The following is a 26,106-nucleotide window of genomic DNA, read 5'->3' as shown; positions in this document are numbered from 1 at the left end:
CGAGGCGACGATTACTGGTCGAGCTGACCCACCGCCGGAGGGGCGGCCTCGAGCGAGCCCACGCAGAACGTGCCGTGGTGCCCGTACTCGTCGGGCTCGGCCCGGAGCTCGATGCGTCGCCCTGCGCCCTCGGGGTGACCGGACACCTGCGCGATCCCACACCCCTCTTGCTGACAGATCCATGCGGTGCCGCCTGTGTAGCGCACGTCGAGGCTGAGCCCGTCGGGCCGCGCCCGCTGTACGTGCACGCCCATGGGGATCGCGTTGGGATCCCACGGTAGACCGACGACGGTGCGATTGTGCAGGTTGCCCGAGAGCGTGAGCACCATGGCCTCGGGCTCGGCAGCAGCGCGCGCCAGGATTCGCTCGGCCATCGCCGAGTCGCGCTCGTTCCAGTCGGACCAAGCATTGGCGTCGAAGGCGAACAGGTCCACGTCGAGCCCGGTCCGGCGCAGCGCTCGTACGCGCTCGACGAGCGCCAGCGTGGCCTCGCTGCTGCGACCGTCCTGATCGGAACGCTGCCAGTGCTCGGCATCGAGCAATGCCTCGCGATCGGACGCCGCCCCGGCTCCATCCAAGAAGGCGGCGAGCGCCTCGTCCTCGCTCCGGGGAATCTCCATGCCCACGCGCACGGACAAGCCCCGGCTCGCCCCCGCGCAGGCGAGATCGGCCACGAACGCCGGGATCTCGCGAGCGCCGTGGAGTTCGCCGAGCATCACCAAGCCACCCGCGCGTAGCACGGTGTCGGCGCCTTCGATCGGCGCGCCGCATTCCACCGTGGGTGGGCTCGGCCCGTCGCTCGCGGTGACGACGGCCAGCGGGGGCACATCACGGGGCTGCTCGGCAGTGGTCGACGCTGGCCGACATGCGGTCGCGAACGAGACGACGAGCAATGGGATCGGCAGCAGTGGAGCGCGTGGCATGCTCACATTCCTTCGGGAGCCACCGTGGGCTCGGTCGAGGATGCGACGATGGCGTGGTGATCGTCGGCAACCGGCCCGGCCTTCGGCCTCGAGGCCGCGGAGCGCAGCGACACGTGGCACGCCTGGCCGGCCTTGAGCGTACGTGCGTCGTGCAGCTCGGCCTCGACCAGCATCCGCTGCGACGCCAGATCGAGCTCGGGGGCCACGTGGCGGATGGTGGCCCGCAGCCGCCGGCCTTCCGGTACGGGGAGCACATCCACGGCTCCGCCCGGTCGCACGAGGTGGAGGTCATCCACCGGAACGGCAAAGCGCACCCACAGTCGATCCACCACCACCAAGCGTACCAGGCGATCACCAGGGCTCACCACGGCGCCTTCCGGCTGGTACCATGTGGACACCGTACCCGAGAACGGCGCCGTGATGCGACCCGTATCGCGTTGTACGTGCAAGCGACGAAGCTCGGCCCGGCGTTGTGCGTGTTGCGCGGTCAACCGCTGCTCCACCGCTCGGGCCCGGTCGAGCTCGAGCTGCGCCCGGGCCCGCTCCTGGGCCGTGCCGATGCCCGCGCTCGCCAGCTGCTGCTCCTGCGCGAGCTCTCGTTCCGCGGCGCCGATCAGCAGCTTCTGCTCGACCCGCGCGGCCTCGACCTGATTCAGCGCAGCGTCGGCGGCTTCGATCTCCGCAGAAAGCGTGGGCGTCTGCACCCGGACCAGCAGTGCGCCCTCGACCACCGGCTGCCCCAGCGCGGCTCCCAGCTCGACCACCGTGCCTGGCACCTCGGTCGACAGATCGACCGACCGCGGGGAGATCACCACTCCCACGTATGCCGAAGGCTCGTCGACCACCGGCTCGGACGAGCCTTCGGCCCGCTCGTTCGGCGCCGCGCTCGGGCGTTCCCTGGGTTGCGGCTGATCGGCCACGGGCTCGTGGCATGCCGGCACCAGCGCCAGCACGAGCCGACCCACCCAGACCCTCCAGCCTCGTCGCCTACCACTCATGATCGTGCTGCACCAGCTCGCAATAGCGACCACCGCGAGCCATGAGGGTCTGGTGGTCGCCTCGCTCGACGATCCGGCCGCGATCGAGCACGACAATGGTGTCGGCCGAGGCCACCGTGCTCATGCGGTGCGCAATGATGATCCGTGTGCACCGCAGCTGCGAGAGATTGTCCATGATGTGACGCTCGACCTCGGTGTCGAGCGCGCTGGTGGCCTCGTCGAGCAGCAGGATGACCGGCTTGCCCACCAGCGCGCGCGCCAGCGCCACCCGCTGGCGCTCCCCTCCCGAGAGCGCCGCCCCGTCCTCGCCCACCAGGGTCTCGTAGCCCATGGGCATGGCCTCGATCGTCGCGTGAATGCAGGCCTGCCGGGCCGCCGCGATCACTTCGGGCATCCCCGCGCGTGGCGATCCGAGCGCGATGTTGCTGCGCACGGAGCCACCGAACAGGTGGGGGGTTTGCATCACGATGCCGAGCTGTCGGCGCACGCTGCCGAGGTCGAGCTCGGCGAGATCGTGGCCATCGAACGTGATGCGCCCCCGACTGGGCTCGTGCAGGCCGAGCATCAGCTTGGCCAGGGTGGACTTGCCCGAGCCCGAGCAGCCCACGATGGCCACACACGAGCCCGCCTCGATCTCGAGGTCGATGTCATCGAGCACCACGGCGCCATCGCGTCCGTAGCCAAAGCCCACTCCCTCGAGCCGGATCGACCCGCGCAGTCGTGGGGCCGCACGACCGCTGCGGGCACCCCGCTCGGGCTCCGTCCGCAACACGTCGTCGATGCGGTCGACGTAGCCGCCCAAGAGCTGCAGCTGCAGCGCACTGTCGAGCAGCGCGCGAAGCGGCCCCAAGAAGCTGGCTGCCAGCGCGCTCAGGGCCAGCATCGTGCCCAGGCTCAGCACGCCGTCCATCACCTGCACCGCACCCAGCGCCAAGACCGACAGCGGCGCCAGGGTCTGGAATGCGGTCGTCCCGGCCTCGATGAGCACCGAGAGCCGTCCGCGGCTCAGTGACACGTTGATCTCGTCCACGAACGAGTTGGACCAGCGCTGTACCGCCCAGCGCTCCGACCCCTGCGCCTTGAGGGTCTCGATGCCGCCGATCAATTGGACCAGGTGACTCTGGGCGATCGCCCGCGTCTCGAGCTCCTGCGCGGCCAGCTCGCGATAGCGACCTCGGCCAGCCACGAACGCCAGCCCCTGCGCGATGCCCAGGCCCGCGACCAAGGCGGCCATGCTCGGGCTGAGCACCAGGATGATCGCCAGATAGGCCGCCACGAACGACCCATCGAGCAACGCCGACAGCGTGCTCGTCGTGAGCAGCTCGCGGATGGTCGCGTGGCTGTTGACCCTCATCATCAAGTCGCCCGAAGACCGCCGCTGGAAGAACGCGAAGGGCAGCGACGTGAGGTGCTCGAGGAAGCCCAGGCTCAGCTCCAGGTCGAGCCGGCTGCGCAGCATCAGCAGCAGGTGCCCGCGCAGGAGCGCCGAGACGGCCTGAAAGCCCACCATCAGCAGCAAGCCACCGCCCACCGCGAGCAACATGTCGCGGTCGCTGCGGGGCACCACGCGGTCCACCACGAACCCGGTGAGCACGGGCAGCGACAATGCGAACAGGCGAAGCCCCAGCGAGGTGACCGCGATCCGCGAGAGCAGCCCGGGATCGGCGACCAAGCGGCGCAACAGCGGCCAGAAGCGGCTGGCCGGGCGCGGTGGCGGGGCCACCTCGATCTCGGGCCGAAAGCTCAGCGCCACCCCGGTGAACGAGCAGCGCACCCGGGACCACGGAGCAACGCGACGCCCGACTGCCGGGTCCACGAGATGAACCCCGCGACGCGTCGCCCGTTCGAATACCACGAAATGGTTGAAGCCCCAGTGAAGGACGGTGGCTGGGGGCAAGTGCTCGAAGTCCTCGATCTCGATCGACAGGCCGCGACCCCGCAGGCCAAAGGTGCTGGCCGCGGACACGATGGCCCCGCCGTCCGAGCCGTTGCGGTCGATGCCGATCGCCTCCTGGATCGAGCCGAGATCCACCCGACGGCCGTGGTAGGCCAGCACCATCGCCAAGCAGGCGGCCCCGCAATCGCCGTCCTGGAGCTGAGGTACGTAGGGCACCCGGCGACCGCGAAGGCGCCAGCGAGGTGCCGTGCCGAGGTCGGTGGTGCTCATCGTCGCTCCAGCGCGGGCACCAATGCCTCGAGGATCGTGGTCGAGCGTACGCGCACCTCGGCACGACCGCGCATGCCATCGTGGTAGCCGTAGTGTTGCCCCCTGGACTCGAACCCCGCGGAGGGAAGGCGGGCTCGGATCAGCACCACGGGTCCGTCGAGCACCAAGCCCTCGCTCACGGCGGGCCCCAGCAGGCGAAGGGCCTCGGCCGGGCTCACCACGTCGGCATGCACCTGATCGACCCACAGCGCCTGGGGGGCGTCGGCATATCCGTCGAGCTCGAGCCGCAGCGGCGCACGCTCGTACAGCCGCGGGCGCTCGTCACCCGGTAGCAGCGCCACCACCTGCGGCTCGAGTTGCTCGCCCACCACCGACAACAGCACGTCTCCGGCGTGCACGGCCTGGCCCACCCGCGCACGGACGTCCTGCACCACCCCCTCCACGGGCGAGCGCAGCACGTGCTCCTGGCCCTGCCGTGCCGCGCGCTCCTGCTCGCCCCGCAGGCTCGTCACCGCGCGGCGGGCCGCCTCGTCGGTCGGGTCGCGCAGCAGGTTCCGCAGCTCCACCTCCAGCTCGAGCTCCAAGCGCCGCAGCTCCGCGGCGTTCTCGGCGTCGTGCAGGCGCACGAGCGCCTGGCCGGGCTCGACCTCGTCGCCCGAGCGCGCCATGATCTCGACCACGCTGCCGCCCTCTACCGCAGTGACCTCGACGCGCCCGCCCAGGCGCACCACCGCCGGACCCGCCGCGTAGTCGCCCACGCGAACCAAGGCCACGTAGGCAAGGCTCGCAGCCATCAGCAGGACCAGCAGGCGATACGACCAGCCAATCCACGGCGACTCGAGGCGAACGACCTCTCCACGGTCGCGGCGCCGAGCGTACGCTGCCATCGCCTCGGGGCGATACGGCCCCGTGTCCAGCCCTGGCTCCGGCTCCGCTGCGAGCTCGTTGGCCTCGAGCTCTACCTCCAGGGCGATCCGGTCGAGCAACGGCGCCGCCCGTCGGGCGAGCTCGGCCATCCGGCGGCGCGCCGTCGCGTCGAAGGCGGGAGCCCGCGGCGGGCGAGCGACCACCAGCACCGCGTGCACCGGGCCGCCCGGCTCGGACACCGGCTGCAACAGCAGTCGGCAGTGGACATCGCCTTCGGGATCGTCGAGCACCGGACGGTAGCGAGGATCGTCGCCCGCTCGCTCGAGGCAACGAGCCAACCCCGTGCTGGCAACGGTTCCCACCAGGCCCTCGCCGGGCGGCACGTCGACGGCATCGCCCTCCGTCGACCACGTCGTGCCCGAGTCCGAGTCGTGAAAGAGGCAACGCGCCCGCTCTCCCATGTGGTCGAACAGCAGCTCCCGGAGGATCGTCGCCGCCGCTGCCGGGTCGCGCTGAGTCGCCAGCGCTCGCAGCGTCGCCAGCATGGCGCGGAGCCACGCTGCCTCGTTGGCGTCGTCGCATCGAGATGGTGAGTTCATCGCATCGAGGGGGTCGGACGGAACACGAAGAGACGGGAAGGCAGCAGAACACCGGAGAAGGCACCCGTCCTACCCGGGATCGTGGACGGGTGCCCTCACTGCGGATGGGCGCTACACCTGCTGCTGATCGCAGTCGTCCGGACCGCCACAGCTACAGCTGGTGGTTCCGCCCGTCACGGCGTGGAGCTCATCCTTGGACATCTCTCGCGCCACGCGGCGGCCGAGGATGCGCTTGTCGTTCTCGAGCTTCTCGTTCTTCTTCATGGTTCGTTTCCTTCACGTACATCACCGAGGGAAATCCTCGGCGAACTCTGCCGGAGCGGCATCAAGCCGCCCCGCGGGCCTCGGCGCCGTCGTCGAGCAGGTGCGACACGGGGTGGGCAACGTGCACCGCATCGAGGGCCGCCTCGCGCCGTGGATCATGGAGGTCGCCGAAGCGCAACGTGGCTCGTTCCGGGCTCCACTCGAAATCGCGACGGCCCTGGGACAGCATGGCGCAGAACGCATCGAGCAGGCGCAGTTCGGGCATCAGCTCCTCGAGCCACAAGAACTGGCCCATTTGGTTGATTTCCAGGAACACGGGCTCGCCTTCGGGAGTGACGATGAAATCGAGGCAACCAAACACGAGGCCAAGGCGCTCCATGAGCCGGCGGCAGCGGGCCTCCAGCGCAGGGTCCAGCGTGGTGGGGCGGATCTCGATGGCCCGCGTTCCCACCCGCCAGTCGACCTGTGCCACCTCGAGCGCCTGTGAGGCCAATTCGGCCCCAAACACTCGATCTCCGATGATCGTCACCCGAAGCTCGTGCGACTTGGGCACTCGTGGCTGGAAGATGCCCGGGCACAGTCGCAACACTTCGTCTTCGGGAAGGTCGTCCTCGCCCACCACCGCGGTGAACAGATACGCCGCGCCCTCCTCCAACTTCCACTGAGATGTGCAGAACGGCTTGTAGATGGTCTCACCGGGGTTGCCTCGTATGAACGAGCGAATGCGGTCCGGATCGTTGCTGCACAGCGTCCGTGGTACGGACATGCCCACGTGCGATGCCTCGAGCAACTGCCGGGGCTTGGACGACGCTTGCACCGCGTTCGCCCACGGGTTGACCCATAGTGCCTCGCGACCCACCGTGTGCCAGATGCCCCGCAGCACGCGACTCCACTCGCGCTCGGCGAAGACGCGATCGCCGGGGTGCATGTCGGTGGGAAGCACCGCATCGACCGGACGTCGCAGCCATACCACGTCGAAGGCGCCTCGGGAGGCGAGAGCGGGGCCATCGAGGCTGAGCCGGGCCTCGCCCTCGTCGAGCTCGAGCGACAGGGTCTGCCGTGAGGGCAGATCACTGCCATACCACAGTACCGGATCGTGTCCCTGGCTCGAGAGAGCCCGCGCAACCACCTTTGCATGAATGTCGTGAAGTTGAGTGGGGATCAAGATCTTCATGAGGAAACCTCGATGATGGACCTGCGAGCGTGAGATCCACGGGTCATGGCTCCACGGATCATGGCTCCACGGATCATGGCTCGCATCGATCTCGTGCCAATGGGCTCGTTCGGCCAGATGCGAAATCACGAATCATCGAACAATGATGAGTCCGATGGCACGACGGCCGAGATCGCACGGCCTTCAGCGTCTCGACATGACAGGAATTCAAGGATTAGCAGATCGAAATGGCAAGTCCAGTAGTTTCATCCCTCGGATTCCTCGTTCTTGATCGTTTGCGCGCACCACTGCGTGCCGTGGGTGGCAAGCGCTCGGAAGCGTCTCCACGCATGATGGGAACACCGACGAGAGAGGGCCTCGCGGATCCCGTTGTCGACTGAAGCGCGCGTGAAGGGACGCGAGGGATTGCGGTGACCCGGGAACGACAGTGGTCCCTACAACACACCAAACTCGCCTGGCACCTGCCGGGTTGGCTCGACTACTGCCGACGTGCTCTCGACTTCGCTCACTCGCGCGTCATTGCGCATGGCCAACCTCGCGCGGGTCGCCGGGCAGACCGTCGACCACCCAATGGATCTGCACCGACCCACGCCCGATGATGCGGCAGGCGTGGGGCCACGAGCCCGTCGGCCGAGGAGATCACCCCCCCTCGCGCCGATCTGCACAACGGCACCGTGCTACCCGAGCAGCAGTTCATGGTGGCCTGCGTCGCCGTGCTCACCACGCTCGAATTCGTGTCCCATCTGAAGCCGCGCAAGGCCGCGCACGAGGGCCGCGGCGGGCGGATACGTCGTCTAGGGCATGGCGACAGACAGCAGTCTCGAGCGCACCTTCTGCCTTGACAAGCAGACCGACCGGTCGTATAGAACTCTGCCGACCAGCAGCAGTTGATGCGTCCACGATGGGGTAACTAAGAAGCAGAAGAAGAGGAGCTTGATATGAATATCGCTCGTGAGACCATCATGCAACAACCAGCCTTGCCTCGTAGGCTCCTCGAGTTCGGCACGAGCGAGCTGGACGTCAGCGACACGCGCAACGACGCGGAACCCTACACGGACGAGTATCACGAGCTCTGTCGCAACTTCGTGCGAGAGACCGTCGAGGTCTGCGGGTTCTATCGGGAGCGCGTACGACGGGCTGGCATCTCGCTCGAGGATCTCGAGAGTGCGGCGGGCTTCGAGGCAATTCCGCCGCTTTCGAGCGGTGAGGTGAGCGCGCTCGACGACAGCGTGCTGCTACCGGATGAGACACGCCAACACCTCAAGACTGGCTTCTTCGGCCTGCCGGAGGAGCGCAAGATGTGGCGAAAATTCACCACCAGCGGCTCGAGCGGCCTCAAGCCAAAGGTCTCCTACTACACCAAGGCTGACTGGGAGGTCCTGGTGGCCACGGGCGCGCGCTTCCTCGCCTCCTACGTGGCCCCTGGCACGATGACGCGCGTGTTCAATTGCTTCAGCGGCGGTCACGTTGGCGCCAAGTTCCAGGAGGATGGCATTTCCACCTATGGCTGCTCCGTGGAGGGCGCACACATCTCGCGCACGACACCGGCCGCCGTCCTGGAGCAGCTGATGCGCGGCGGCGCCCTGGAGCTCGGCGGCTTCGACGGCTTGGCAATCCCACCGGGGCTCGCCAAGGGCAGCCCGGGCGCCTCCAAGGGCACCAACCTCGACTCCCTGCTCAACCTCGACGCCGACAACTTCATCGGCAAGAACATTCGCGTCATCATCACGAGCGGCTCCCCGCGTGACGCCGCTGGCCTCAACTTGAAGGAGCGCGTCTGGGAAGCCAACGAATTGGCCGGGGCTCCAAAGACGAAGTTCTTCGAGATGTACGGCTTTTCCGAGAGCCTCCCCAACGCAATCGATTGCGAGCACAACGTAGGTTTGCACCTGGGCGCGGGCCCCACCTACACCGAGGTGCTCGACGAGAAGACCGGCAAGCACGTGAGGAACGGCGAGCGAGGCTTCGTCGTCATCACCGGTATCCGCAGCGGCTCGCGCTTCATTCGCTACGCCGTGGGCGACGAGGCCACCTACGTTACCGAGCCTTGCCCCTGTGGACGCACGTCACCGCGGCTGCAAAACATTCAACGCGTCGTCGAGCTCGAGCGCCTGCAGCAGGGCTGCGGCGGCGGGGTCTGAGGCGTCATGTCACTCATCGAACTCGAAAACATCGTACGTGGCCAACCACGCCGCGCCGAGCAGCGACGGCTGGCCGGGCGATTCAGCTTTCCAGTCACCAGCGAGCAGGACGTCAGTTTCGCGCTCAAGGCGATGAAGGTGCACAAGCCGGCGCCGCTCCGTGAAGTGATTCGCGTGCTGTCCAAGATCGGCGCGGCCGGCACCTGGATCCGCGACGAAGACCTGGTGGCGCAGGCGGAGCTGAGCGGCAGCCCCATCAAGCACATGCGCAAGTCGATTGCGAGTGTGAACGCGTGGCTGGCCAACATCGAAGCCTATGTGGGCTCGCTGGCATCCATCGTCAGTGTGCCGCGCCCGGGCGGAGCAGACGTCGACGTGCTGCTCGATCGCAACGAAGCCGTCTACCGCGGCGGCATCTCCACCGTGTTCGTGCTGGCTGGTGACGAAATCGCCATCGCGCCCTGGAACATCGCCCAGGCCCTCTTGGCCGGGACCAGCGCCATCATCAAACCCAGCAAGATCGAGCCACTCGGCGCCTACCTGTTCAGCCGCGCGCTGATTGCCGAAGGCCTGGTACCGCCCGCACTGCTCTACATCAGCCGTGACAGCGAGGGCGAGCAGGACCTGGTGGCTCGGCTCATCGAGCAGACGCAGCAGTCGGTAATCTTCGGCGAAGACCACACCATCGACGCGATCTGCGGTCCGCTTGGTTACCGTGCGGACCACAAATCGTTGGTGTACTTGACGGGCCGCTCCGGAGCGATCGTGTATCCCGACGCCGACGTGGAGCTCGCCGCGGAGATGATCATCCGCGGCGCGACCGACGATCGTGGGAATCGCTGCAACTCGACGAAGAAGGTATTCGCACCGAAAGCCTCGTCCAAGCAGCTGGAGAGCGCGCTCGTGAGGCACGCCGAGCAGCTGGTGCGCGGCGAGCCCACCAACCCCGTCACCGATCTCGGCAAGAACGACGCCCAGGCACGCGCCGTCGCGTGGGAGTCGGCAGCCGCTGGTAGCGTCTTCTACGAGCGAGACATGTTCCTGCTCGTGGTACCGCCGAGCGCGAACATCTTGAAGCAGGAGCTGCCATATCCCACGGTAGCAGTCTGCTACTACGACGAAGGCACCGACCCCGTGGAGCTCGCCAACGCGAGCGTAGCCGAATCGCCGCTGGGCGCGTCGATCGCCACCGCCGTGTTCACACGCGACAAATCGCGCTTCATCGAGGCGGCAAGTCGCCTGCTGACCTGCAAGGCGCTGTTCAACACCCCTTCCACTGACTTCGACTTTTGGACGACGCATCAAGCCCGCCATCTGTTTCTGGAGCTGATGCGCAAGACCGAGCTCATTCACCAGGAGAACAACGAAACATGACCGCGCTATTGGTGGTGAACCTGAAGGTAAAGGATTCCGAGAAATTGAAGGAGTACGGCGCGCAGACGCCCGCCATCTTCAAGAAGTTCGGCGGCGAGCTCGTCCACAAGGGCAAGCAAGAAATGCTGTTCGGCTCCGGCAACGCGCGCTTCGACACCACTGTCGTCTATCGCTTTGCGAGTCGTGACGCAGTGAAGGCTTGGTACGACTCCGTGGAATACCAGGCGCTGCTGCCACTTCGTGACGAGGCCATGGACAGCGAGTTCGCAATCGTAGGCTAAAGACTCGCAACCTGGCTTTGGGGCAAGCTAGTACCAAGTGCCCCAGCTCGTGCGGATACCGCACGAACTCAGGGTGCTCGGTGCTAGCTTGCCCCAAAGCCAGTACCGAGTGCCCTAAATTTCGTGCGGGATACCGCACGAAGCGATGCTTCGCATCCCGATACTCGGTCCTAGGCTGTCCTCGGGGCTCCGCCCCGCGTTCCTCACTGTGCTCATCGACCCCCAAACTCGCTCCCACGAACTGCCCTAGTAACGCGCCGTTGGCTCGATCTTCTCACGAGTTCAGGCGCGCCGTCTAGCCAGTTCGACGAAGGTACTCATGCGACAGCTACTATTGAAGACGCAGATCGTCGACGTAACACTTCGAGACGGCGGATATCGCAACAATTTCGCGTTTTCGCCCGAATATGCAGTCGAACACGTGCAGCGCTTGTACGAAGCCGGCGTGGACTACGTGGAGGTTGGTTACCGCAACGGCTCGGTCTTGCCGATCGAGAACATTGGCATGACCGGCTTGTGCACGGCGCAGTATCTCGCGCTCCTGCATGAAGCCGCGCCGCACTTGAAACTGGTGGTGATTGCGCACGTCAAGAACATCAAGGCTTCGGACGTGCGCGAGCTGGCGGATTGCGGTGTCAACTTGTTGAGACTGTGCGTCAATTCCAATTTGGATGAGACGCTGAGTATGGCCGAAGTCGCCAAGTCGTGCGGCATGAACGTGAGCCTGAACATCGTGCGCGTGAGCAGCATCGGCACCGAGCAGCTCGAGCAGATGGTGAGCAAGATCGAGGCGCACAAGAAGCTGCTGGACGTCGTGTACCTGGCCGATTCGAACGGCAACCTGAACCCAGCGCACCTCGCTCGCCTGATGGCCACCGTGAGGAATGGCACGACGCTGCGCATCGGCTACCACGCGCACGACAACATCGGCTTGGCCATGGCCAACACCATCACCGCCATTCGGCAAGGCGCCACGTACGTGGACGCCAGCCTCCTCGGCATGGGCAAGGGCATCGGCAATCTCCGGCTGGAGCAATGGATCGCCTACTGCCGCTCGGAGGGCTTCGAGAAGTATTCCCTGGAGTCGGTGCTGCGTGCTATCAAGCGCCTGCGCAGCGACCCGATGTTCGTCCAGGAAGACCACGAGTACGAAGTGGACATGCTGTGCGGCTCGCTGAACTTGCCGTTCACCGAGCGCAAGGGCGTGGTCGAGCGGCTGTCGACACAGTCGGCCAAGCACGTCGAAGAAGCCTCGGCTCCCGCCCTGTCATTTTCTGGATACGGCGCTCCATCCCTGGTCGGACGGCTGGGCTCGTGAGCGAGCCCTGGCTGCTGCTCGGCGACGGGGAGGCGGCGCGAGCCGTCATCCTCGGTCCAGTCTCGCCGAGCTTCGACGACGGCGCCTTCTGCAGCGTGCTTTCCGATGCTCTGGTCGGGAGGGGCTTCGGGGTGCTGATCGTCGACACGCCCGCGATCGTCGAGAGCCTGGCGAGCGCGCGCGGGCTGGCACATGTGGTCGAGGGCCTAGCCGAACGGCTGCGTGGCCCCGCGAGCGGCGCTTCGCTCCTCGCGGGCTACGCACTGGGCGGCACCTTGGCCGTGAAGCTCGCTCGCTACCTGCCCCAGGTGCCGCGGATCCTGAGCATCTCGGGGCCGGGCTTCGTGGACGCAGCGTTGCGCCGCGGCCTCGCCCCGCTCATGAGTGCACTGGAAGCCGGGCAGCTCGGCCATGCGCTACGGCTCCTGGCCGAGTCCGTGGCGCCGCTCGGCCAAGCACCAGGCGCGCAGCACCGCGATGCGTTCGGCTCCGAGTCGGGGCTGGGTGAGCTTGCGGTGCGACGCATGTTGGCCGGTTTTCGCTTGCTGTTCGAGCTCGACGCGCGGGCTGAAGCAGCAAGCTACGAGGGCGAGCTGCTTGGTCTGGTGGGCGAGCTGTCGCAGCTCGCGACGGCCGAAAACCAGGCATTCACGCCCGGGCCGCATCGCCGGCTCGTCAGTGTGCCGGGCGCGGGCATGCGGGTGCTACGCGACGATCCTGAATTCGCGATGCGAGCAATCGAAGCTTGGTTGGAGACATGAACACGAAGAAGGTCCTCGTAGTGCCGGGTGACGGCATCGGCAAGGAAGTCTGTGACGCGGCGCTGCCCGTGCTGACAGCGCTACGCATACCGCTGGAGCTGACTCACGGCGAGATTGGCTGGGAGTGCTGGCGCAAGGGCGGCAACCCGGTGCCAGAGGAGACGTGGCAGCAGATCGAGCGCGCCGACGCCGTATTGCTCGGCGCCATCACCAGCAAGCCGAAGCAGCAGGCCGAGGCCGAGCTACCGCCCGAGCTGCAGGGCCGCGATCACAAGTACGTCTCCCCGGTGATTCAGCTGCGCCAACGACTGGGATTGTTCGCCAACGTGCGGCCGTCGTACTTCGTGAGCGGCGACGGCAAGCCCTACAGCTTGTGTGTGATTCGCGAGAACACCGAAGGCCTGTACGCCGGCTACGACTACCGCAGCATTCCCGCCGAGCTGCGCGGGCTACTCACTCATCCCAACGTGGAGAAGTACGGGCCCGAAGCCGCGTCCGTCACCATTCGGCTGCAAACCAAGCTCGGCCTCGAACGACTGTTCGAGTTTGCCTTTCGCTACGCCGTCGATCACGGCTTCGACTCGGTGACGTTTGCCGACAAGCCGAACGTGATGCGCGAGAGCGGACACTTCGCCGAGGAGATCTTCACCGAAGTTGCGGCACGTTTTGCGGGCGTACGCCCCGACATCCAAAACGTGGATGCCGTCGCGCTCTGGCTCACGACGCGCCCCGAGAAATTCGGCGTCATCGTGGCCGAGAACATGTTCGGCGACATCTTGTCGGACTTGGCAGGCGGCATCATGGGCGGCCTCGGCGTGGCGCCGAGCGGCAACTACGGCCTCAAGCAGCCCTACTTCGAGCCGGTACACGGCAGCGCGCCCGGCATGGCCGGTCAGAACAAGGCCAATCCGAGCGCCATGTTCTTGAGCATCGCGCTGATGCTCGAGCACCTGGGCTTTGCCGCCGAGGCCGAGCGGGTGCGCTCCGCGGTCGTCACCGTCATCCGCAAGGGGCACAACCACACTTACGACCACGGCGGCTCCGCCACGACGGCTGATTTCGCAAAGGACGTGATCGACGCCGTGAACGGCCGGCGCTACCGCAAGAACGCTGCAGTCATCTGCGTGGGTGATGAGCTCCTGCGTGGCGAGTACCCCAACACCAATGCGGGCGAGATCGGTGCCAGCCTGCATGATGCGGGCTACGACGTCACCGGCCACGCGGTATGCGGCGACAAGCGCAGCTCGATCTCACGCGCACTGACCCGCGCGTTGGGCGAGCACGATCTGGTCGTGGTGAGCGGCGGCCTCGGCCCGACGAGCGACGACGTCACGCGCTTCGCCGTAGGAGATGCGCTGGGCGTGCCGCTGGAGTTCGAGCAGCGCGCCTGGGATCACGTGACTGCCCGCTTCGCACGCTTCGGGCTCGAGGTTCGCGAGATCGACAAGCTGCAAGCCCTGATTCCGAGGGGCGCGGCGTTGCTCGAGAACTCCAGCGGCGCAGCGTGTGGCTTCTCGCTCTCGCGAAGCGGCACGCGCTTCGTCGTGCTCCCGGGCCCTCCCGTCGAAATGCGCGCGGTTCTGCGCTTGGCGCTCAGCGCGAACGAAGTCGGCGGCCCGAGCGGCGTCAAGTTCGTCTGGACGTTGCTGGGCCTGACCGAGACCGAAGCCAACGACACCGTGGCTCGCATCTCGAGCAGGCTCGTTCCGCTCATGGGCTACCTGTGGAAGTACCCGTACGTTCACGTCTCACTGCGCGTCGACGAACTCACGGCGGAAGTCGAGGACTTCGCGCGCCAGGTAAGCGCCGCCTTTGGTGCGCACATCGTGAGCACGAGCGGCCAGAGCGCGATCGAGCAATTGGGAGACGAGCCGAGAGTTCGCTGGCGCAGCGACGATGACGAGCTCGAGGCCCTCCTGGCGAAGCTACCCGCTACGCCAGACGGTGCCGTGTTCGTCGTCAACACCACGCCAACCTTCAGCGACATCCTGAGCCAAGGCCGGTACACTGGCAGGCTGAACATCACGTGTCAGTCGCCCGACGGGCAGCGCTACGAAATGTCTGCTCCGCTGCGCGGGCCGGAAGTCGTCGAGTACGTGAAGCACTTTGCGTGTCTTTGCTACACCCGCACCATGCGGCAAGGAGCGGGAGAGTGACATGCTGACTAACGAACAGGCAGAGCTGAAGGCCCGACTGCTGGAGCTCGACACCGCGGCAGTCTCCGACGCCATGGACAGCTTGGGCTGCAATCGAGCCCTCGCCGGGATCGCCCCCCGGGTGGACGGAGTCAAGATGGCCGGCCCCGTGTACACCGTTCAGTACGAGCCGTTCGACTCGCCGCCTACCTCGTTTCAGGGCGCCGGCAACTACATCGACGACGTACCGGCCGGGTACGTGCTCTTGATCAACAACCACGGCAACACCCTGTGCACCAACTGGGGCGACATCCTCACCCGCAAGGCGCTCATGCAGGGCATCGCCGGCACGGTGATCAACGGTTCCGCCCGCGACATCGCGCTGGTGCGCAGCCTCGAGTACCCGCTCTTCACCAAGGGCGTCTACATGGTGTCGGGCAAGAATCGCGTACGTGTCACGGCGGTCGACGTGCCCGTGATCATCGGCGACGTACAGGTGGAGCCCGGCGACTGGTTGTTTGGCGACGACAATGGCGTGCTGGTCTTGCCGGCACACCAGATCGCCGAGATCTTGGCGCGCGCCGAGCAAGTCCTGGCCACCGAAGCCGACATCGTGCGCGCCATCGAAGGCGGTTCGAAACTCGACACCGCGCGCAAGTCGCTTGGCTACGCCACCCCCTGGAACCCGCCGAATGGCCGCTGAACCCAAGCCTGATTGGGCGCTGAAGTTTCTGGATCTTCACTACCATGCCAATCCGGACGCCTATACCCGTCGCCACAGCGTGGTCGAGGCGGGTGAGCGCTACCGCCGACTCGGCGGCGGGGTGGTGGTGAGAAGCCACCTCGGCTGCACTTGCGGGGCGGCCGCGGTAGCCCAGAGCCTCGGCTTGCCGGTGTTCGGTTCGGTGGCGCTCAACGCAATCGCCGGCGGCGTCCAGGCGAGCGTGATCCATCGCAGTCTGTGTCACTACCAGCCGAGCGGCATGCGCCTGCTCGTCGACTTTCCGACGGTCGTTGCGACCGAGCATCGGAGCAAGCTCGCCCGTGGCTGGGCGAACGCGTTCGTGGAACGCTACGCGCGCGGCCCGGCATCGGTCTTGGCGAGCGACGGAGGCCTGCTGCCTGCCCTCGACGAAGTGCTGGAGCTCGCCCAGAGCGAGCCCGTCGTCCTCTCGACCGGACATGCCTCGCGGCGCGAGTTGGAGCTACTGGTCGAAGCGTGCGCCAAGCGCGGGGGCATCAAGTTGCTGCTCAATCAACCGGCCAATCCGATCACGGGCATGACAGCGGCGGCCCTGCAGGCGCTCGGCCGCCATGACTGGCTCTACATCGAACAAACGGCGCTCACAATGGCGCTCGGCTACCAGTCTCGAGAAGACTTCTTCGAAGTACTGAGCAACGTTCACAACGTCGTGTACAGCTCGGATTTTGGTCAGTTGACGCAACCCGACGTGGAAGCCTACTGGGCTCAATCGATGGCCTGGTTCGACTGCGCCAAGCTCAGCCCTGCCCGCATCGCGGATGTCTCCCTGCACGCGCCGCTGCGCTTGCTAGCAGCCTGATGCGCACATTCGCGAGGTACCGGCTCCCTCGAGGGAGCCCCGAGATGCATCTTGATTACTCACTGCCAGGCTGATAGATTGATTTGCTCACTGCACCAGTGCCACTTTCGCCCGTGGAATCCACAGGAAACGTCGCTTCGACAAGGGGAATACAGATGACTGATTCGGATAAAGACTCGACGCTCCAAACCAAGTCGGCCAAGAGCACGGACCGAGTCTATGACTATATCGTGGTTGGTGCTGGTCCGGGTGGGGGGCCATTGGCGGCGAACCTCGCCAAAGCGGGCTTCACGGTCGCGCTCTTGGAGGCGGGTTTGGATCCCATGTCGCCCGAGGCTGCCGCCCAGGATCCGAATGCCAAGGTCGCATATCAGGTCCCGGGGTTCTTTGGTGCGGCTGCGGAAAACCCGCTGCTGAGCTGGGAGATCTATGTCAGTCACTTCGCCAATCTCGAGCAGCAGCGCCAAGACAAGAAGTACGTAGAGGGCAAGGGAGTGCTCTACCCGCGCGGCTCGTGCCTCGGTGGTTCGGTGTCTCACAATGCCCTCATCTGGGTCTATCCGCATGATGGGGACTTCGACGCCATTGCGCGCACTACCGGCGATGCGTCCTGGGCAGCCGAGAAGATGCGTCAATACTACGAGCGCATCGAGAACTGTCAGTATTGCGGCCCCACCCAGCCTGGTCACGGCTTCGCCGGCTACATCCCAACGTCCATGAACGAAGAGGAGGGGTACGCCGCCGCCATTCCTCAACACATCGACATCGCCACCGCAGGCGCCGAAACGCCGCCCGAGGTCTTGAAGAGCAACCCCACGCTAGACGTGAACCACCCGTCCGTCGCCGCGGGCGCGACCGGCTTCTTTCATACGCCGATGAACATCCTCAACAAGAAGCGGGTGGGCATTCGGGAGCGCTTGATCGCAGTCCAAGCTGCGCATCCGGACAAGCTGGAAATCATCACCAACGCGCTCGCGACTCAGGTCGTGTTCGAGACGCAAGGTGGAGCTCAACGTGCAGTCGGCGTAGAGTACATGCACGGCGGCGGTCAGAGCTACAAGGCGCACAAGCTCAGCAAGAATGCGTCGCGTGGCGAGAAGAGGGAGATCTTCGCTCGTCGCGAAGTCATCCTGGCCGGTGGGGCCTTCAATACCCCGCAGCTGCTCAAGCTGTCCGGCATCGGTCCGAAGGAGGAGCTGCGTCAGCTCGGAATCGAAGTGCGGGTGGATCTCCCCGGCGTCGGCGCAAATCTCCAGGACCGCTACGAGGTGCCGGTGGTGGTGAAGCTGAAGGGTGGCGACACCAATCCGCTGTGGGGCCGCTGCACGTTCCAGGACGGCGACCCGGCGATGGAGAGCTACGAGACGGGACGCTGGGTCGATGACCAGGGCGTCGAACATGCCTTTTCTGGTCCATATGCCGGCAACATGCTGATGGGGACGCGCATCGCCAAGTCCAGCGTCGCGAAGGGCGACCCGGACCTGTTCTTCGTTGGTCTGCCTCTCGCCTTCTACGGATACTTCCCGGGCTTCTCCACCCAGCCGGCGACCAATCACTATAGCTGGAACGTGCTGAAGGCTCATACCGAGAATACGGCCGGCACGGTCACTTTGCGCTCCGCGGATCCGACCGACGTGCCGGAGATCGTCTTCAGGTTCTTCGACGAGGGCAACTCCGGGGATTCCGACATGAAGGCAACCATCGAAGGCGTGCGCATGATTCGGCGCGCCATGGCCGAGCCGAAGGCTCAGCAGCACATCGTGGAGGAGACTGCGCCAGGCAGCCATGTCACGAGTCAGGAGGATCTCGAGGCCTTTGCGCGCGCCACCGCCAGGGGACATCACGCGTCGTGTACGGCCAAGATCGGCGCCGACGACGACCGCATGGCCGTGTTGGACAGCAGGTTCCGGGTGCGCGGCGTGAACGGATTGCGTGTCGTTGATGCGTCTGTCTTTCCCAAGACTCCGGGCTTCTTCCCGGCCGCGGCGGTCATCATGATCAGTGAGAAGGCATCCGACGTGGTCATCGAGGATGCGGGATCTCGACCTTGAGACAGCCGATGGTGGAACTCGAGCTCATGCCTCCTTGGTTCGCCGGGGCTTGGGCGTGTCGAGTCGCCCCGCCCCAGCCGCACTCGCCCGCTGGGCGGGGCCCGCTGGGCGGGGCCCGCTGGGCGGGGCCTAGAGAAGCGATCCGCTCGAGGTCGAGGAGACCGCGGGGGGCGGCTGGGCCCGTTGCTCCGAGGGCTCACTCGAGTGGGAGGATGACGCAGCGGGTGGAGGAGACCGCGGGGCGGCTGGGCCCTGTGTGACGCCAGACGCCTGCCCCGGACGGGCTCGTCGGCGAATTGGGGACCCAGCAGACCGCGGGGCTACGCCCCGAGCTTGCCAAGCTGGCGTGGACGCGTACGCTCGCATTCCTGCGCGAGCCGGCCTTGGCCCGCTCGAGAGGAGCGCATGACCGAGCCCGAAGAGCCCCTGAGCCCACCCGAGAACGAGTCCGACACCACGCTCTGCAGCCTGCGCTCGCGCGAGCTGGGCGAGCCGCTCGCGGGCACTGCCGTCGCGCGTACCGCCGTGTGGATCGTGCTCGAGCACCGCGGCCCCTGGGGGGCCAAGGCGGTGCAGGAGTCCGATCTTCCGCTGGCCATCAAGGAGCGGCTGATGGCCTGGGAAGCCGAGCTCCCCGGCGCGCGGGTCCAGCTGGTGCGCCGCAGCCGTCGCATCGATGACTCGCTGCTCTTGTGGGTCGGCGTCAGCGACCTGGGCGCGTCCCGGCTCGTGAGGTGCGTGCTCCGAAGCGCCGACGATCTGCTCTCGCTCCCCATCCCCGCCTGGGTCGAGGCGCTGCGCCGAGGCGAGCCGGTCGAGGGGGTCGAGCCCTGCACCCAGCCGCTGGTGCTCGTGTGCACCAACGGTCGACGCGACGTGTGCTGCTCGAAGCTGGGCGTGCCCCTGGCCCAGGCGCTCGACGAGCAACCCGGCCTCGACGTCTGGCATACGACGCACCTGGGCGGTCATCGCTTTGCGGCCACGCTGCTGCACCTGCCCGAAGGCCTCTGCTACGGACGCGTCGAGCCTTCCGAGGCGCCCGCGCTCGCCCAGGCCCTCCGCGAGGGGCGCCTGCATCGCATCGATCGCCTGCGAGGACGTACCGCGCTCGAAGGCGTGGAGCAGGCAGCCGAGGCCGCGTGGCGCGAGCGCACGGGTCGACTCGAGCTCGACGCGGTGACCGAGCTCCACCACGTCGTCGAAGGCTCACGGGTCCGGGTCTCGCTGCGCGATCGCGAGGGCGTCACCCACGAGCTGTGGCTCGAGGACCGCGAGCTGGGACCGAGCGCACCGCCGTCGTGTGGCAAGCCCCCCGAAGCCGTGCGCGGTTGGTTCTCCGTCCGAGCGAGCGATTGACGACGAGAGGACCTCGAGGCGCCGCGAGCGTGGCCGAGGGTCGCGAGGCTCGCCGTACGTGATCCCCTCATTCGCATCGAGCTCGCATCGGCGGGCTCGAAACCCGCCGACTGCTCGCTAGGCTGGTAAGGGTTTCGATCCCGCCGTGGGGATCGGCCCGACGGTTGTCATGCCCAACATTCGAACGCTCGCGTACGCCTTCGATCGAAGCGAGGGTGATCCGGCGAGGGACTCACCCGTCCCCGTCGACGTGCCGCGACGCAGGAAGACCCTGCTGCGCTTCAGCGGACCCGTGCCCGCGGCCATGCCTCGCTCGCTCGACCCCTCGGCCTCGGCCACCGAACCGCTCCCGCCTCGACGGCCACCGTGCCCATGGGTGCCACTCGCACCGGGACGACTGATTCCCGGCAGTCGCTATCGGGTCGTACGACGGCTGGGCGAAGGCGCCATGGGCGTCGTCTACGAGGCCGAGCACGTCGACATGGAACGCCGAGTGGCGGTGAAGATCCTCCGTGCCGAGGCTGGCCGCGACCCGGCCGTGATCCGTTCCTTTCGCGACGAAGCGCGGGCGGCCAGCCGGATTCAGTCGGACTTCATCGTGCAGCTCTACGACTTCGCCGCGCTCCCCGACGGACGGCTGATGATCGCGATGGAGCTGCTGACGGGTCGCCCGCTCTCCCGTGCGCTCGAGCGACCGCTCGAGCTGTCGCGCGTGTTCGCGATCCTGCGCCAGGTCTGCCAGGGCCTGGCCGCAGCGCATGCGGCCGGCGTCGTGCACCGCGACGTCAAGCCGGACAACATCTTCCTCACCACCCGCGACGGCCGGAGCGACGCCGTCAAGCTGGTGGACTTCGGCGTCGCGGCCATCCACGACGGCACCCAGTCCACCGCCATCGGCGGCGGCACGCCCAACTACCTCGCCCCCGAGGTCTGCATCCACGGCAGCGCGGCTCCCAGCGTCGACATCTACTCGTTCGGCTGCATGGCCCACGAGCTGCTCACGGGCCGTGTCCCATTTCCGATCAGGGGCATCCAGCAGGTGATCGCGGCCCACCGCGATCGACCACCGCCCTTGCCCTCGGCGCTCCGCCCGGAGATCCCCGCGGCCATCGATGCCCTGGTCGTGCGCTGCATGGCCAAGGACCCGGCCGCACGCTTCGCCAGCATGACCGAGGTCGAGGCTGCGCTGTGCGAGGCCCAGCTCGCGTGCAGCCTGCGAACCGCCTGGGACGACCTCCCCGTGCCCACGGTCGAGCCGGAGCGTCGCGATCGATTGCTCGCCCTGCTGCCCGAGGTCACCGCCTCCAGTCGCCCGCGCCCGGGTGCCCTCGTCCTCGTTGGCGGCGCACTGATGGCTCTGCTGGCCGCGACGGTGGCGGTGATCCTGTCCGAGCCCGACGCGACCGACGCCCTCGCCTCGAAGCATCCGGTCTCGCTCACGGCCCAGGCGGTCGAGAGGTCGCTGGTGCACGTGGCGTCACCGGCCACGCTCGATGGCACCTCTGCGCGAGCCGGCCGAGCCGAGCGGGTCGAGGCCGTCGAGCACACCAGCGCCTCGCCTCCTCCCGCCGCGCAGCCCTCCGACCCGACCGCCTCCTCTCGCCGGGCGAACGCGCTGGTGCGAGAGGGGCGGGCCGCACTCGAAGTCGGCCAGCTCGAGCAGGCTCGAGTCCTGCTCGAGCGCGCCATCTCCCTCGATCGCCACCATGTCAACGCCCTGGCCGGGCTACGCGACATCGCATTCGAGCAAGCCGACTACGCGCATGCGGCGGTGCTTGGCGAGCGCGTGATCAAGGAGCGACCGCGCAGCGCTCGGGCCCACCTGCGCCTGGGCGACGCCTACTTCAAGGTCGAACGCTTCGAAGCAGCGCTCGCCCGGTACGAGCGGGCAAGGGCGCTGGGCGAGCCCCGCGCAGGCTCGCGCATCGAGAGGGTCCATCGCAAGCTCACCACCGGCTAGGCGCCTTCCTCCACGAGCCGCGTGCATTCCCAGACCCCCCGGCCTCGTGCTAACGACCCTGCCGGTGGGCACGCGATTCGTCCAGATCCTCCGCGTCGAGGACTTCCGCATCGAGTCCGGCACGGAGGCGCGCCCTGGGGCGCGTGGAGCCGTGGAGATCGCCAGCGTGGTGCGGGTGTGGCTGACGGGCCAGCCGACCACTCCGCACGCCACGGTGACCCATGCCTTCCTCGAGGCCCGCTCCGACTGGCAAGAGCCTGCCCTGCCCCGCTACGACTTCCAGCGCAAGCGAATCGTGATCGCCTACACGATCCCCGCGATCCATGCGGTGGTGAGCATGCTGCTCGATGGCGTGCAGCTCTATTGCCAGTACCGCGAGCTCGAGGGCGGAGCGGTGCACGCCGACGTCCACCTGCCCCGCCGCGCCCCCGGGTCGGCCCACGAGGATCCGCACTGGGTGCCATCGGACTGACGACCAAGGCCCACGACTCACGGCATGCCCACGCCACGCTCCTCCGATGGAACCCACTGGCGCTCGATGGGACCCACGTAGATCGCACGCGGCCGAATCAGGCGATCCTCGCGAGCCTGCTCGAGCACGTGTGCGGTCCAGCCCCCCACGCGAGCCACGGCGAACGTCGGAGTGAACAGCGGCACCGGCAGCTCGAGGCTCTGCAGCAACAGCGCGGTGTAGAGCTCCACGTTGGTCGCCAGCGGGCGATGGGGCTTGAGCTCGCCGAGCACCCGCAGCACCACTCGCTCGACCGTGCGGGCATCGTCGTAGAGCGGGTTGTCGCCTCGGTTGGGGAACAACCGCTCGAGCGCGACTCCCAGCACATCGGCCCGTGGATCGCGAACCCGATACACTCGGTGGCCGAAGCCCATGATGCGACCACCTCCGCCGACCACCCGGCGCACGTGATCCTCGGTCAGCACGGAGAGCGGTTGACCGGTCTGGCGCGCGCGTGCCTGCAGCTCGTACACCATCTCGAGCGCGGGGCCCGGGGCGCCGCCATGGAGCGGTCCCTTGAGCGCACCGAGGGCCCCGAGCACGGCCGACGCCACGTCGGAGCGGGTGCTGGCAATGACGCGCGCGGTGAACGTCGACGCGTTCATCCCGTGGTCGACCGTGGCGTTGAGGTACGTGTCGAGCGCCCGTACCCTCGCCGCAGACGGCTCCTCGCCGAACAACATGGCCAGGTAGTTGGCGGCGTGGCCGAGCGCGGGATCGGGGGGGATCGGCTCGAGGCCGGCTCGCAGACGGTGGTAGGCACCGATGATGGCCGGCACGGCGCCGACCACCGCCAGCGCGCGGCGCTGGTTCTTGCGAGCGTCGGACGCCTGCAGCTCCACCGCGTTCACCTCGTGGTCGTCGAGCCCCAGCGTGGCCAGGCCCATGCGCAGCGCGTCCATCGGCAGCAGCTCGCGACGTGCCGCCGCCCGCAGCACGTCGATCGTCTCGGGTGCCAGGCGACCCGCCTCCACCAGCTGGACCCGTGCCTCCACCAGCTCGGCCCGGGTGGGCAGTCGATCGTTCCACAGCAGCAGCAGCATCTCCTCGAACGTGGCCTGGGGAGCCAGCGTCTCCACGGGGAAGCCCGCGATCACCAGCCTTCCGGCCTGTCCATCGACCATCGAGATCCGTGACTCGGTGAGCACGACTCCCTCGAGCCCTCGTGCGAGCGCGTCCATCGAAACCTCCATCGACGACCCCGGCGCTTCCTCGATGGTCGAGGCGTCACACCTGGTCTTCACGCGGCAGTCTAGAGTCCGAGCGCGACGAGGTCAAAGTCAATTGTGGCGATTTCGGGACTCAAACGTGGCCTACGAGGCTTTACAGGCTTTACGCGATCCCGGCGCGCACGACCTCGGCCTCCGGGGACGACTGCCATCCAAGCGACGTTCGCTGGCAGGGAACGCCCGTGTGAAGGCTCGTCAATCTCCAGGGGCGCCCGCCGATCCAGTCGATCGCGGGTTCCGTCCGGAGCTCGATTCCCGAGGTGACGCTCACCAACGAAGAGGGGCGAAGCCCGAGCTCCGCCCCTCGCCATCCGAGCGTCCGCCGGCCCCGCAGCTCGACCGCGGGATGCCGGCTCGCGGCGTCACTGGATCGGCTTGGTCGCCGCACCGCTGGGCTGGGCTCGCGCGGGGCGACCGGCCCCGGCATCGCCGGCCGGCGCACGCCCGGCGGCCTGCGCCCCGGGCCGTCCCGCCGTGCCCAGGCGCTTGGGGCGACGCACGGGCTCGGGACCTCGCACGCGTACCTTCACGGCGTCGCCATCGCGCTCGATCTCGATCTGCGTGGGCTCGCGTGCGGCCGACAGCCCCAGGATCGCCGCCGGATCGCCTCCTTGCAGCAAGGGCTCGACCGCGGCGGGGTCCACCGCCACCGTGGCGGCGATGAAGTCGTTCTCGCTGTCCTTGGCGGGCGTGGCCGCAGCGACGTCCTCGAGCCACTTCCCGAGCACGTCGTGACACTCGGGACCGATCGCCACCATGCCCGCCCCCGCACGGCTGGGGAACGCGACGGCGATGCGGAGGTCACCGCGGCCATCGACCAGCGACGCCGCCTCGCGTGGCACGTACTTGCGGGCGTCCTCGAGCGCAATCACGGAGATGTTGCTGCCGGCCGCCGCGGTCTTGTTGCGCTGGAAGCGAATCCTGGGCACGGAGATGCCGATCGAGCGCGCCAGGTCGAGGTTGTCGATGAGCCCGGTGATGAGATGGAACAGGGCTCCTCCCATCTTCTTGGTGTCGTCGGTGCCCAGGCCCAGCAACACGTGATCGTCGGCCACGCCCACCATGGTGCGACCGTTCCAGCTGCGCAGCACCGAGCCGAAGCGCCGCAGCAGATCCTCGAGGGTGCCCTTGATCAGGAAGTTCTGGCGGTCGACGTTGCGCTTGGCCTCCGCGAGGATCTGCTTGACGTCGCGATCGTAGTGGGCGTACTTCGAGCTGGCTCCCACGGCGATCCGCGGCGACTCGAGCAATCCGGTGAGCGCCCCCGGCTGCAGCGCCGCGAGCGGCTCGAACGCCTCGTCCGGCACGCCCTTGGCCTCGAGCTCGAAGTCGTGCGGCCCGGCGCCGCGCAGCTCGAGCTGCTCGAGCACGAGCTGCGGAGCGTACTTGCGGGCCTCGGCCCCCTGGAGCTGCACTCGCAGCGGCTGCTTGCCGTAGGCGCGTGCGAGGTGGCGGCCGGTGGCCAAGCCGCGCTCGTCGTCGGCCAGGGTCAAGGTGGAGGTCTCGCGATCGAGCCACGCGAGCTTGGGCCCCGGCCCCGCCGTGCGCTGGAGATCGACGGCCCCGAAGCGACCCACCGCGGGCTTGTCGGCGAGCAGCGCGGCGATCGAGTCGACACGCGCGGGCACGACGGGAACCTGGACGATGAGCTGGCCTTCGACGCTGGCCACGTCGAACGGGCGGTCGAGGTCGATCGCCCCCGCGAGGGTCTGCTCGAGCTCTCCGGCGCCCGGGAGCCGCTGCACCGCCTGCAGCAGCAGGCCCCGGCCATCGGGGAGCTGGGGATCATAGGCGGACAGCCCGGCCAGCGCGTCGCCGGGTGCTTCCACGTGGATCACGATCGGCGCATCGTCGGGCAAGCGCAGCGGCCGAGGAAGGCCAGGCTTGCGGCGGGCCCGCTTGGGCTCCTCGGCGTGATCACCATCCGAAGTGGTGGTCGCGCCCGGCGATGTATCGGAGGAAGTCTGGCTGCGCTTGCACGCCCCGACGGGAGCGAGACCGAGCAGCAGGGCAGACAGGGCGATCGAGCGAGAGGAGCGGTGCATCGCGGCGTCGAGGGAGCACGCTAGCCCAACTCGTCCGGATGGGCCGGGCCAACGTGCTCGGGGCTTCTCATTGGCCCCTTGGTTGGGGACACCCGGGGTGGCGTCGGGCCCTTCGACCCCGCCCCACGGAAACGGATTCACCGGCTCGGGATCGGCGCATGCCCGGAGCCCCTGGCCCGCCACCCCTCGAAATCCTGTGCATCGTGTAGGAGCGACCACGGATGAATCGTCGTCATGACGATTTCTGAAAAAAGTGCTTGAAGCGCAGCGACTGCCACCAATTGCCCTTTGGGTGGATCACGGCGCGAGGATCCCCGCGGTGGTTTCAGGCGGGGGTGAGCTGGTTGCGCAACCGATTCGTGTTCATGTGCAGGCGCTCGAGTGCCCGTC

General features: G+C 67.5%; 20 protein-coding genes. 12 read left to right on the top strand and 8 right to left on the bottom strand.

Annotated features, from left to right (window positions below; genetic code table 11):
- Positions 1-11 precede the first annotated feature (11 nt).
- The 6 genes from OEB96_RS09845 to OEB96_RS09820 all read right to left on the bottom strand — a co-directional run bounded on the left by OEB96_RS09845 (position 12) and on the right by OEB96_RS09820 (position 6,992).
- Complete coding sequence (locus tag OEB96_RS09845; protein WP_266215267.1) at positions 12-923, bottom strand: TraB/GumN family protein; 912 nt, start codon at positions 921-923, stop codon at positions 12-14.
- A 2-nt stretch (positions 924-925) separates the two neighbouring features.
- Complete coding sequence (locus tag OEB96_RS09840) at positions 926-1,921, bottom strand: efflux RND transporter periplasmic adaptor subunit (protein WP_266215266.1); 996 nt, start codon at positions 1,919-1,921, stop codon at positions 926-928.
- Positions 1,911-4,088, bottom strand: coding sequence for a peptidase domain-containing ABC transporter (locus OEB96_RS09835; RefSeq protein ID WP_266215265.1), 2,178 nt, complete (start codon positions 4,086-4,088; stop codon positions 1,911-1,913). Before OEB96_RS09835 ends, OEB96_RS09840 begins: the two co-directional genes overlap by 11 nt.
- Positions 4,085-5,554 (bottom strand): HlyD family secretion protein, encoded by a 1,470-nt coding sequence (locus OEB96_RS09830; protein WP_266215264.1) that lies wholly within the window; start codon positions 5,552-5,554, stop codon positions 4,085-4,087. The genes OEB96_RS09835 and OEB96_RS09830 overlap by 4 nt, the downstream gene beginning before the upstream one ends.
- Before the next feature lie 111 nt (positions 5,555-5,665).
- Positions 5,666-5,818 (bottom strand): hypothetical protein, encoded by a 153-nt coding sequence (locus OEB96_RS09825; protein ID WP_266215263.1) that lies wholly within the window; start codon positions 5,816-5,818, stop codon positions 5,666-5,668.
- Between the two features lie 61 nt (positions 5,819-5,879).
- The gene (locus OEB96_RS09820) at positions 5,880-6,992 is read right to left on the bottom strand and encodes an MvdC/MvdD family ATP grasp protein (protein WP_266215262.1); all 1,113 of its coding nucleotides are present in this window, start codon (positions 6,990-6,992) and stop codon (positions 5,880-5,882) included.
- A gap of 1,208 nt (positions 6,993-8,200) precedes the next feature.
- Between OEB96_RS09820 and OEB96_RS09815 the strand changes: the two genes are divergently transcribed.
- The 12 genes from OEB96_RS09815 to OEB96_RS09760 all read left to right on the top strand — a co-directional run bounded on the left by OEB96_RS09815 (position 8,201) and on the right by OEB96_RS09760 (position 22,403).
- Positions 8,201-9,133, top strand: coding sequence for a phenylacetate--CoA ligase family protein (locus tag OEB96_RS09815; RefSeq protein ID WP_266215261.1), 933 nt, complete (start codon positions 8,201-8,203; stop codon positions 9,131-9,133).
- 6 nt (positions 9,134-9,139) lie between these two features.
- Positions 9,140-10,507, top strand: coding sequence for an aldehyde dehydrogenase family protein (locus OEB96_RS09810; protein ID WP_266215260.1), 1,368 nt, complete (start codon positions 9,140-9,142; stop codon positions 10,505-10,507).
- Positions 10,504-10,788, top strand: a complete 285-nt coding sequence (locus tag OEB96_RS09805; RefSeq protein ID WP_266215259.1) for a DUF1330 domain-containing protein — start codon at positions 10,504-10,506, stop codon at positions 10,786-10,788. The genes OEB96_RS09810 and OEB96_RS09805 overlap by 4 nt, the downstream gene beginning before the upstream one ends.
- 319 nt (positions 10,789-11,107) lie before the next feature.
- On the top strand, positions 11,108-12,106 hold the full coding sequence (locus OEB96_RS09800; RefSeq protein WP_266215258.1) for a beta/alpha barrel domain-containing protein: 999 nt from the start codon (positions 11,108-11,110) through the stop codon (positions 12,104-12,106).
- Positions 12,103-12,867, top strand: a complete 765-nt coding sequence (locus OEB96_RS09795) for a hypothetical protein (protein WP_266215257.1) — start codon at positions 12,103-12,105, stop codon at positions 12,865-12,867. Before OEB96_RS09800 ends, OEB96_RS09795 begins: the two co-directional genes overlap by 4 nt.
- Positions 12,864-15,023: an isocitrate/isopropylmalate family dehydrogenase gene (locus OEB96_RS09790; RefSeq protein ID WP_266215256.1), complete on the top strand. Its 2,160-nt coding sequence runs from the start codon at positions 12,864-12,866 to the stop codon at positions 15,021-15,023. The genes OEB96_RS09795 and OEB96_RS09790 overlap by 4 nt, the downstream gene beginning before the upstream one ends.
- Before the next feature lies 1 nt (position 15,024).
- Positions 15,025-15,705: an RraA family protein gene (locus tag OEB96_RS09785; RefSeq protein ID WP_266215255.1), complete on the top strand. Its 681-nt coding sequence runs from the start codon at positions 15,025-15,027 to the stop codon at positions 15,703-15,705.
- Entirely contained in the window at positions 15,695-16,564 is an 870-nt protein-coding gene (locus tag OEB96_RS09780; RefSeq protein ID WP_266215253.1) for a DUF6282 family protein, read from the top strand. Before OEB96_RS09785 ends, OEB96_RS09780 begins: the two co-directional genes overlap by 11 nt.
- A 155-nt stretch (positions 16,565-16,719) precedes the next feature.
- Positions 16,720-18,615 carry a GMC family oxidoreductase gene (locus OEB96_RS09775; protein WP_266215252.1) on the top strand — a complete coding sequence of 632 codons (1,896 nt, stop codon included), beginning with the start codon at positions 16,720-16,722 and terminating at the stop codon, positions 18,613-18,615.
- Positions 18,616-19,020: 405 nt separating this feature from the next.
- Complete coding sequence (locus tag OEB96_RS09770; RefSeq protein ID WP_266215251.1) at positions 19,021-19,971, top strand: sucrase ferredoxin; 951 nt, start codon at positions 19,021-19,023, stop codon at positions 19,969-19,971.
- Positions 19,972-20,140: 169 nt separating this feature from the next.
- Entirely contained in the window at positions 20,141-21,931 is a 1,791-nt protein-coding gene (locus tag OEB96_RS09765; protein WP_266215250.1) for a serine/threonine-protein kinase, read from the top strand.
- A 64-nt stretch (positions 21,932-21,995) separates the two neighbouring features.
- The gene (locus OEB96_RS09760) at positions 21,996-22,403 is read left to right on the top strand and encodes a hypothetical protein (protein ID WP_266215249.1); all 408 of its coding nucleotides are present in this window, start codon (positions 21,996-21,998) and stop codon (positions 22,401-22,403) included.
- A 17-nt stretch (positions 22,404-22,420) separates the two neighbouring features.
- On the opposite strand, the gene OEB96_RS09755 is transcribed toward OEB96_RS09760, so the two are convergent.
- Complete coding sequence (locus OEB96_RS09755) at positions 22,421-23,623, bottom strand: citrate/2-methylcitrate synthase (protein ID WP_266215248.1); 1,203 nt, start codon at positions 23,621-23,623, stop codon at positions 22,421-22,423.
- 410 nt (positions 23,624-24,033) lie between these two features.
- Complete coding sequence (locus tag OEB96_RS09750; RefSeq protein ID WP_266215247.1) at positions 24,034-25,716, bottom strand: hypothetical protein; 1,683 nt, start codon at positions 25,714-25,716, stop codon at positions 24,034-24,036.
- Positions 25,717-26,106: the final 390 nt, after the last annotated feature.

The organism is Paraliomyxa miuraensis, assembly GCF_026337845.1.
In the GTDB taxonomy this organism is placed as follows: domain Bacteria; phylum Myxococcota_A; class Polyangia; order Nannocystales; family Nannocystaceae; genus Paraliomyxa; species Paraliomyxa miuraensis.
The sequence above is the reverse complement of the archived record's forward strand: the minus strand, read 5'-3'. Positions and strand labels throughout refer to the sequence as shown.

What these genes read in the sequence shown, in the direction of transcription:
- OEB96_RS09845 (WP_266215267.1), bottom strand. Translation starts at nt 923, where the DNA reads ATGCCACGCGCTCCACTGCTGCCGATCCCATTGCTCGTCGTCTCGTTC.
- OEB96_RS09840 (WP_266215266.1), bottom strand. Translation starts at nt 1,921, where the DNA reads ATGAGTGGTAGGCGACGAGGCTGGAGGGTCTGGGTGGGTCGGCTCGTG.
- OEB96_RS09835 (WP_266215265.1), bottom strand. Translation starts at nt 4,088, where the DNA reads ATGAGCACCACCGACCTCGGCACGGCACCTCGCTGGCGCCTTCGCGGT.
- OEB96_RS09830 (WP_266215264.1), bottom strand. Translation starts at nt 5,554, where the DNA reads ATGAACTCACCATCTCGATGCGACGACGCCAACGAGGCAGCGTGGCTC.
- OEB96_RS09825 (WP_266215263.1), bottom strand. Translation starts at nt 5,818, where the DNA reads ATGAAGAAGAACGAGAAGCTCGAGAACGACAAGCGCATCCTCGGCCGC.
- OEB96_RS09820 (WP_266215262.1), bottom strand. Translation starts at nt 6,992, where the DNA reads ATGAAGATCTTGATCCCCACTCAACTTCACGACATTCATGCAAAGGTG.
- OEB96_RS09810 (WP_266215260.1), top strand. Translation starts at nt 9,140, where the DNA reads ATGTCACTCATCGAACTCGAAAACATCGTACGTGGCCAACCACGCCGC.
- OEB96_RS09805 (WP_266215259.1), top strand. Translation starts at nt 10,504, where the DNA reads ATGACCGCGCTATTGGTGGTGAACCTGAAGGTAAAGGATTCCGAGAAA.
- OEB96_RS09800 (WP_266215258.1), top strand. Translation starts at nt 11,108, where the DNA reads ATGCGACAGCTACTATTGAAGACGCAGATCGTCGACGTAACACTTCGA.
- OEB96_RS09790 (WP_266215256.1), top strand. Translation starts at nt 12,864, where the DNA reads ATGAACACGAAGAAGGTCCTCGTAGTGCCGGGTGACGGCATCGGCAAG.
- OEB96_RS09785 (WP_266215255.1), top strand. Translation starts at nt 15,025, where the DNA reads ATGCTGACTAACGAACAGGCAGAGCTGAAGGCCCGACTGCTGGAGCTC.
- OEB96_RS09780 (WP_266215253.1), top strand. Translation starts at nt 15,695, where the DNA reads ATGGCCGCTGAACCCAAGCCTGATTGGGCGCTGAAGTTTCTGGATCTT.
- OEB96_RS09775 (WP_266215252.1), top strand. Translation starts at nt 16,720, where the DNA reads ATGACTGATTCGGATAAAGACTCGACGCTCCAAACCAAGTCGGCCAAG.
- OEB96_RS09770 (WP_266215251.1), top strand. Translation starts at nt 19,021, where the DNA reads ATGACCGAGCCCGAAGAGCCCCTGAGCCCACCCGAGAACGAGTCCGAC.
- OEB96_RS09765 (WP_266215250.1), top strand. Translation starts at nt 20,141, where the DNA reads ATGCCCAACATTCGAACGCTCGCGTACGCCTTCGATCGAAGCGAGGGT.
- OEB96_RS09755 (WP_266215248.1), bottom strand. Translation starts at nt 23,623, where the DNA reads ATGGACGCGCTCGCACGAGGGCTCGAGGGAGTCGTGCTCACCGAGTCA.
- OEB96_RS09750 (WP_266215247.1), bottom strand. Translation starts at nt 25,716, where the DNA reads ATGCACCGCTCCTCTCGCTCGATCGCCCTGTCTGCCCTGCTGCTCGGT.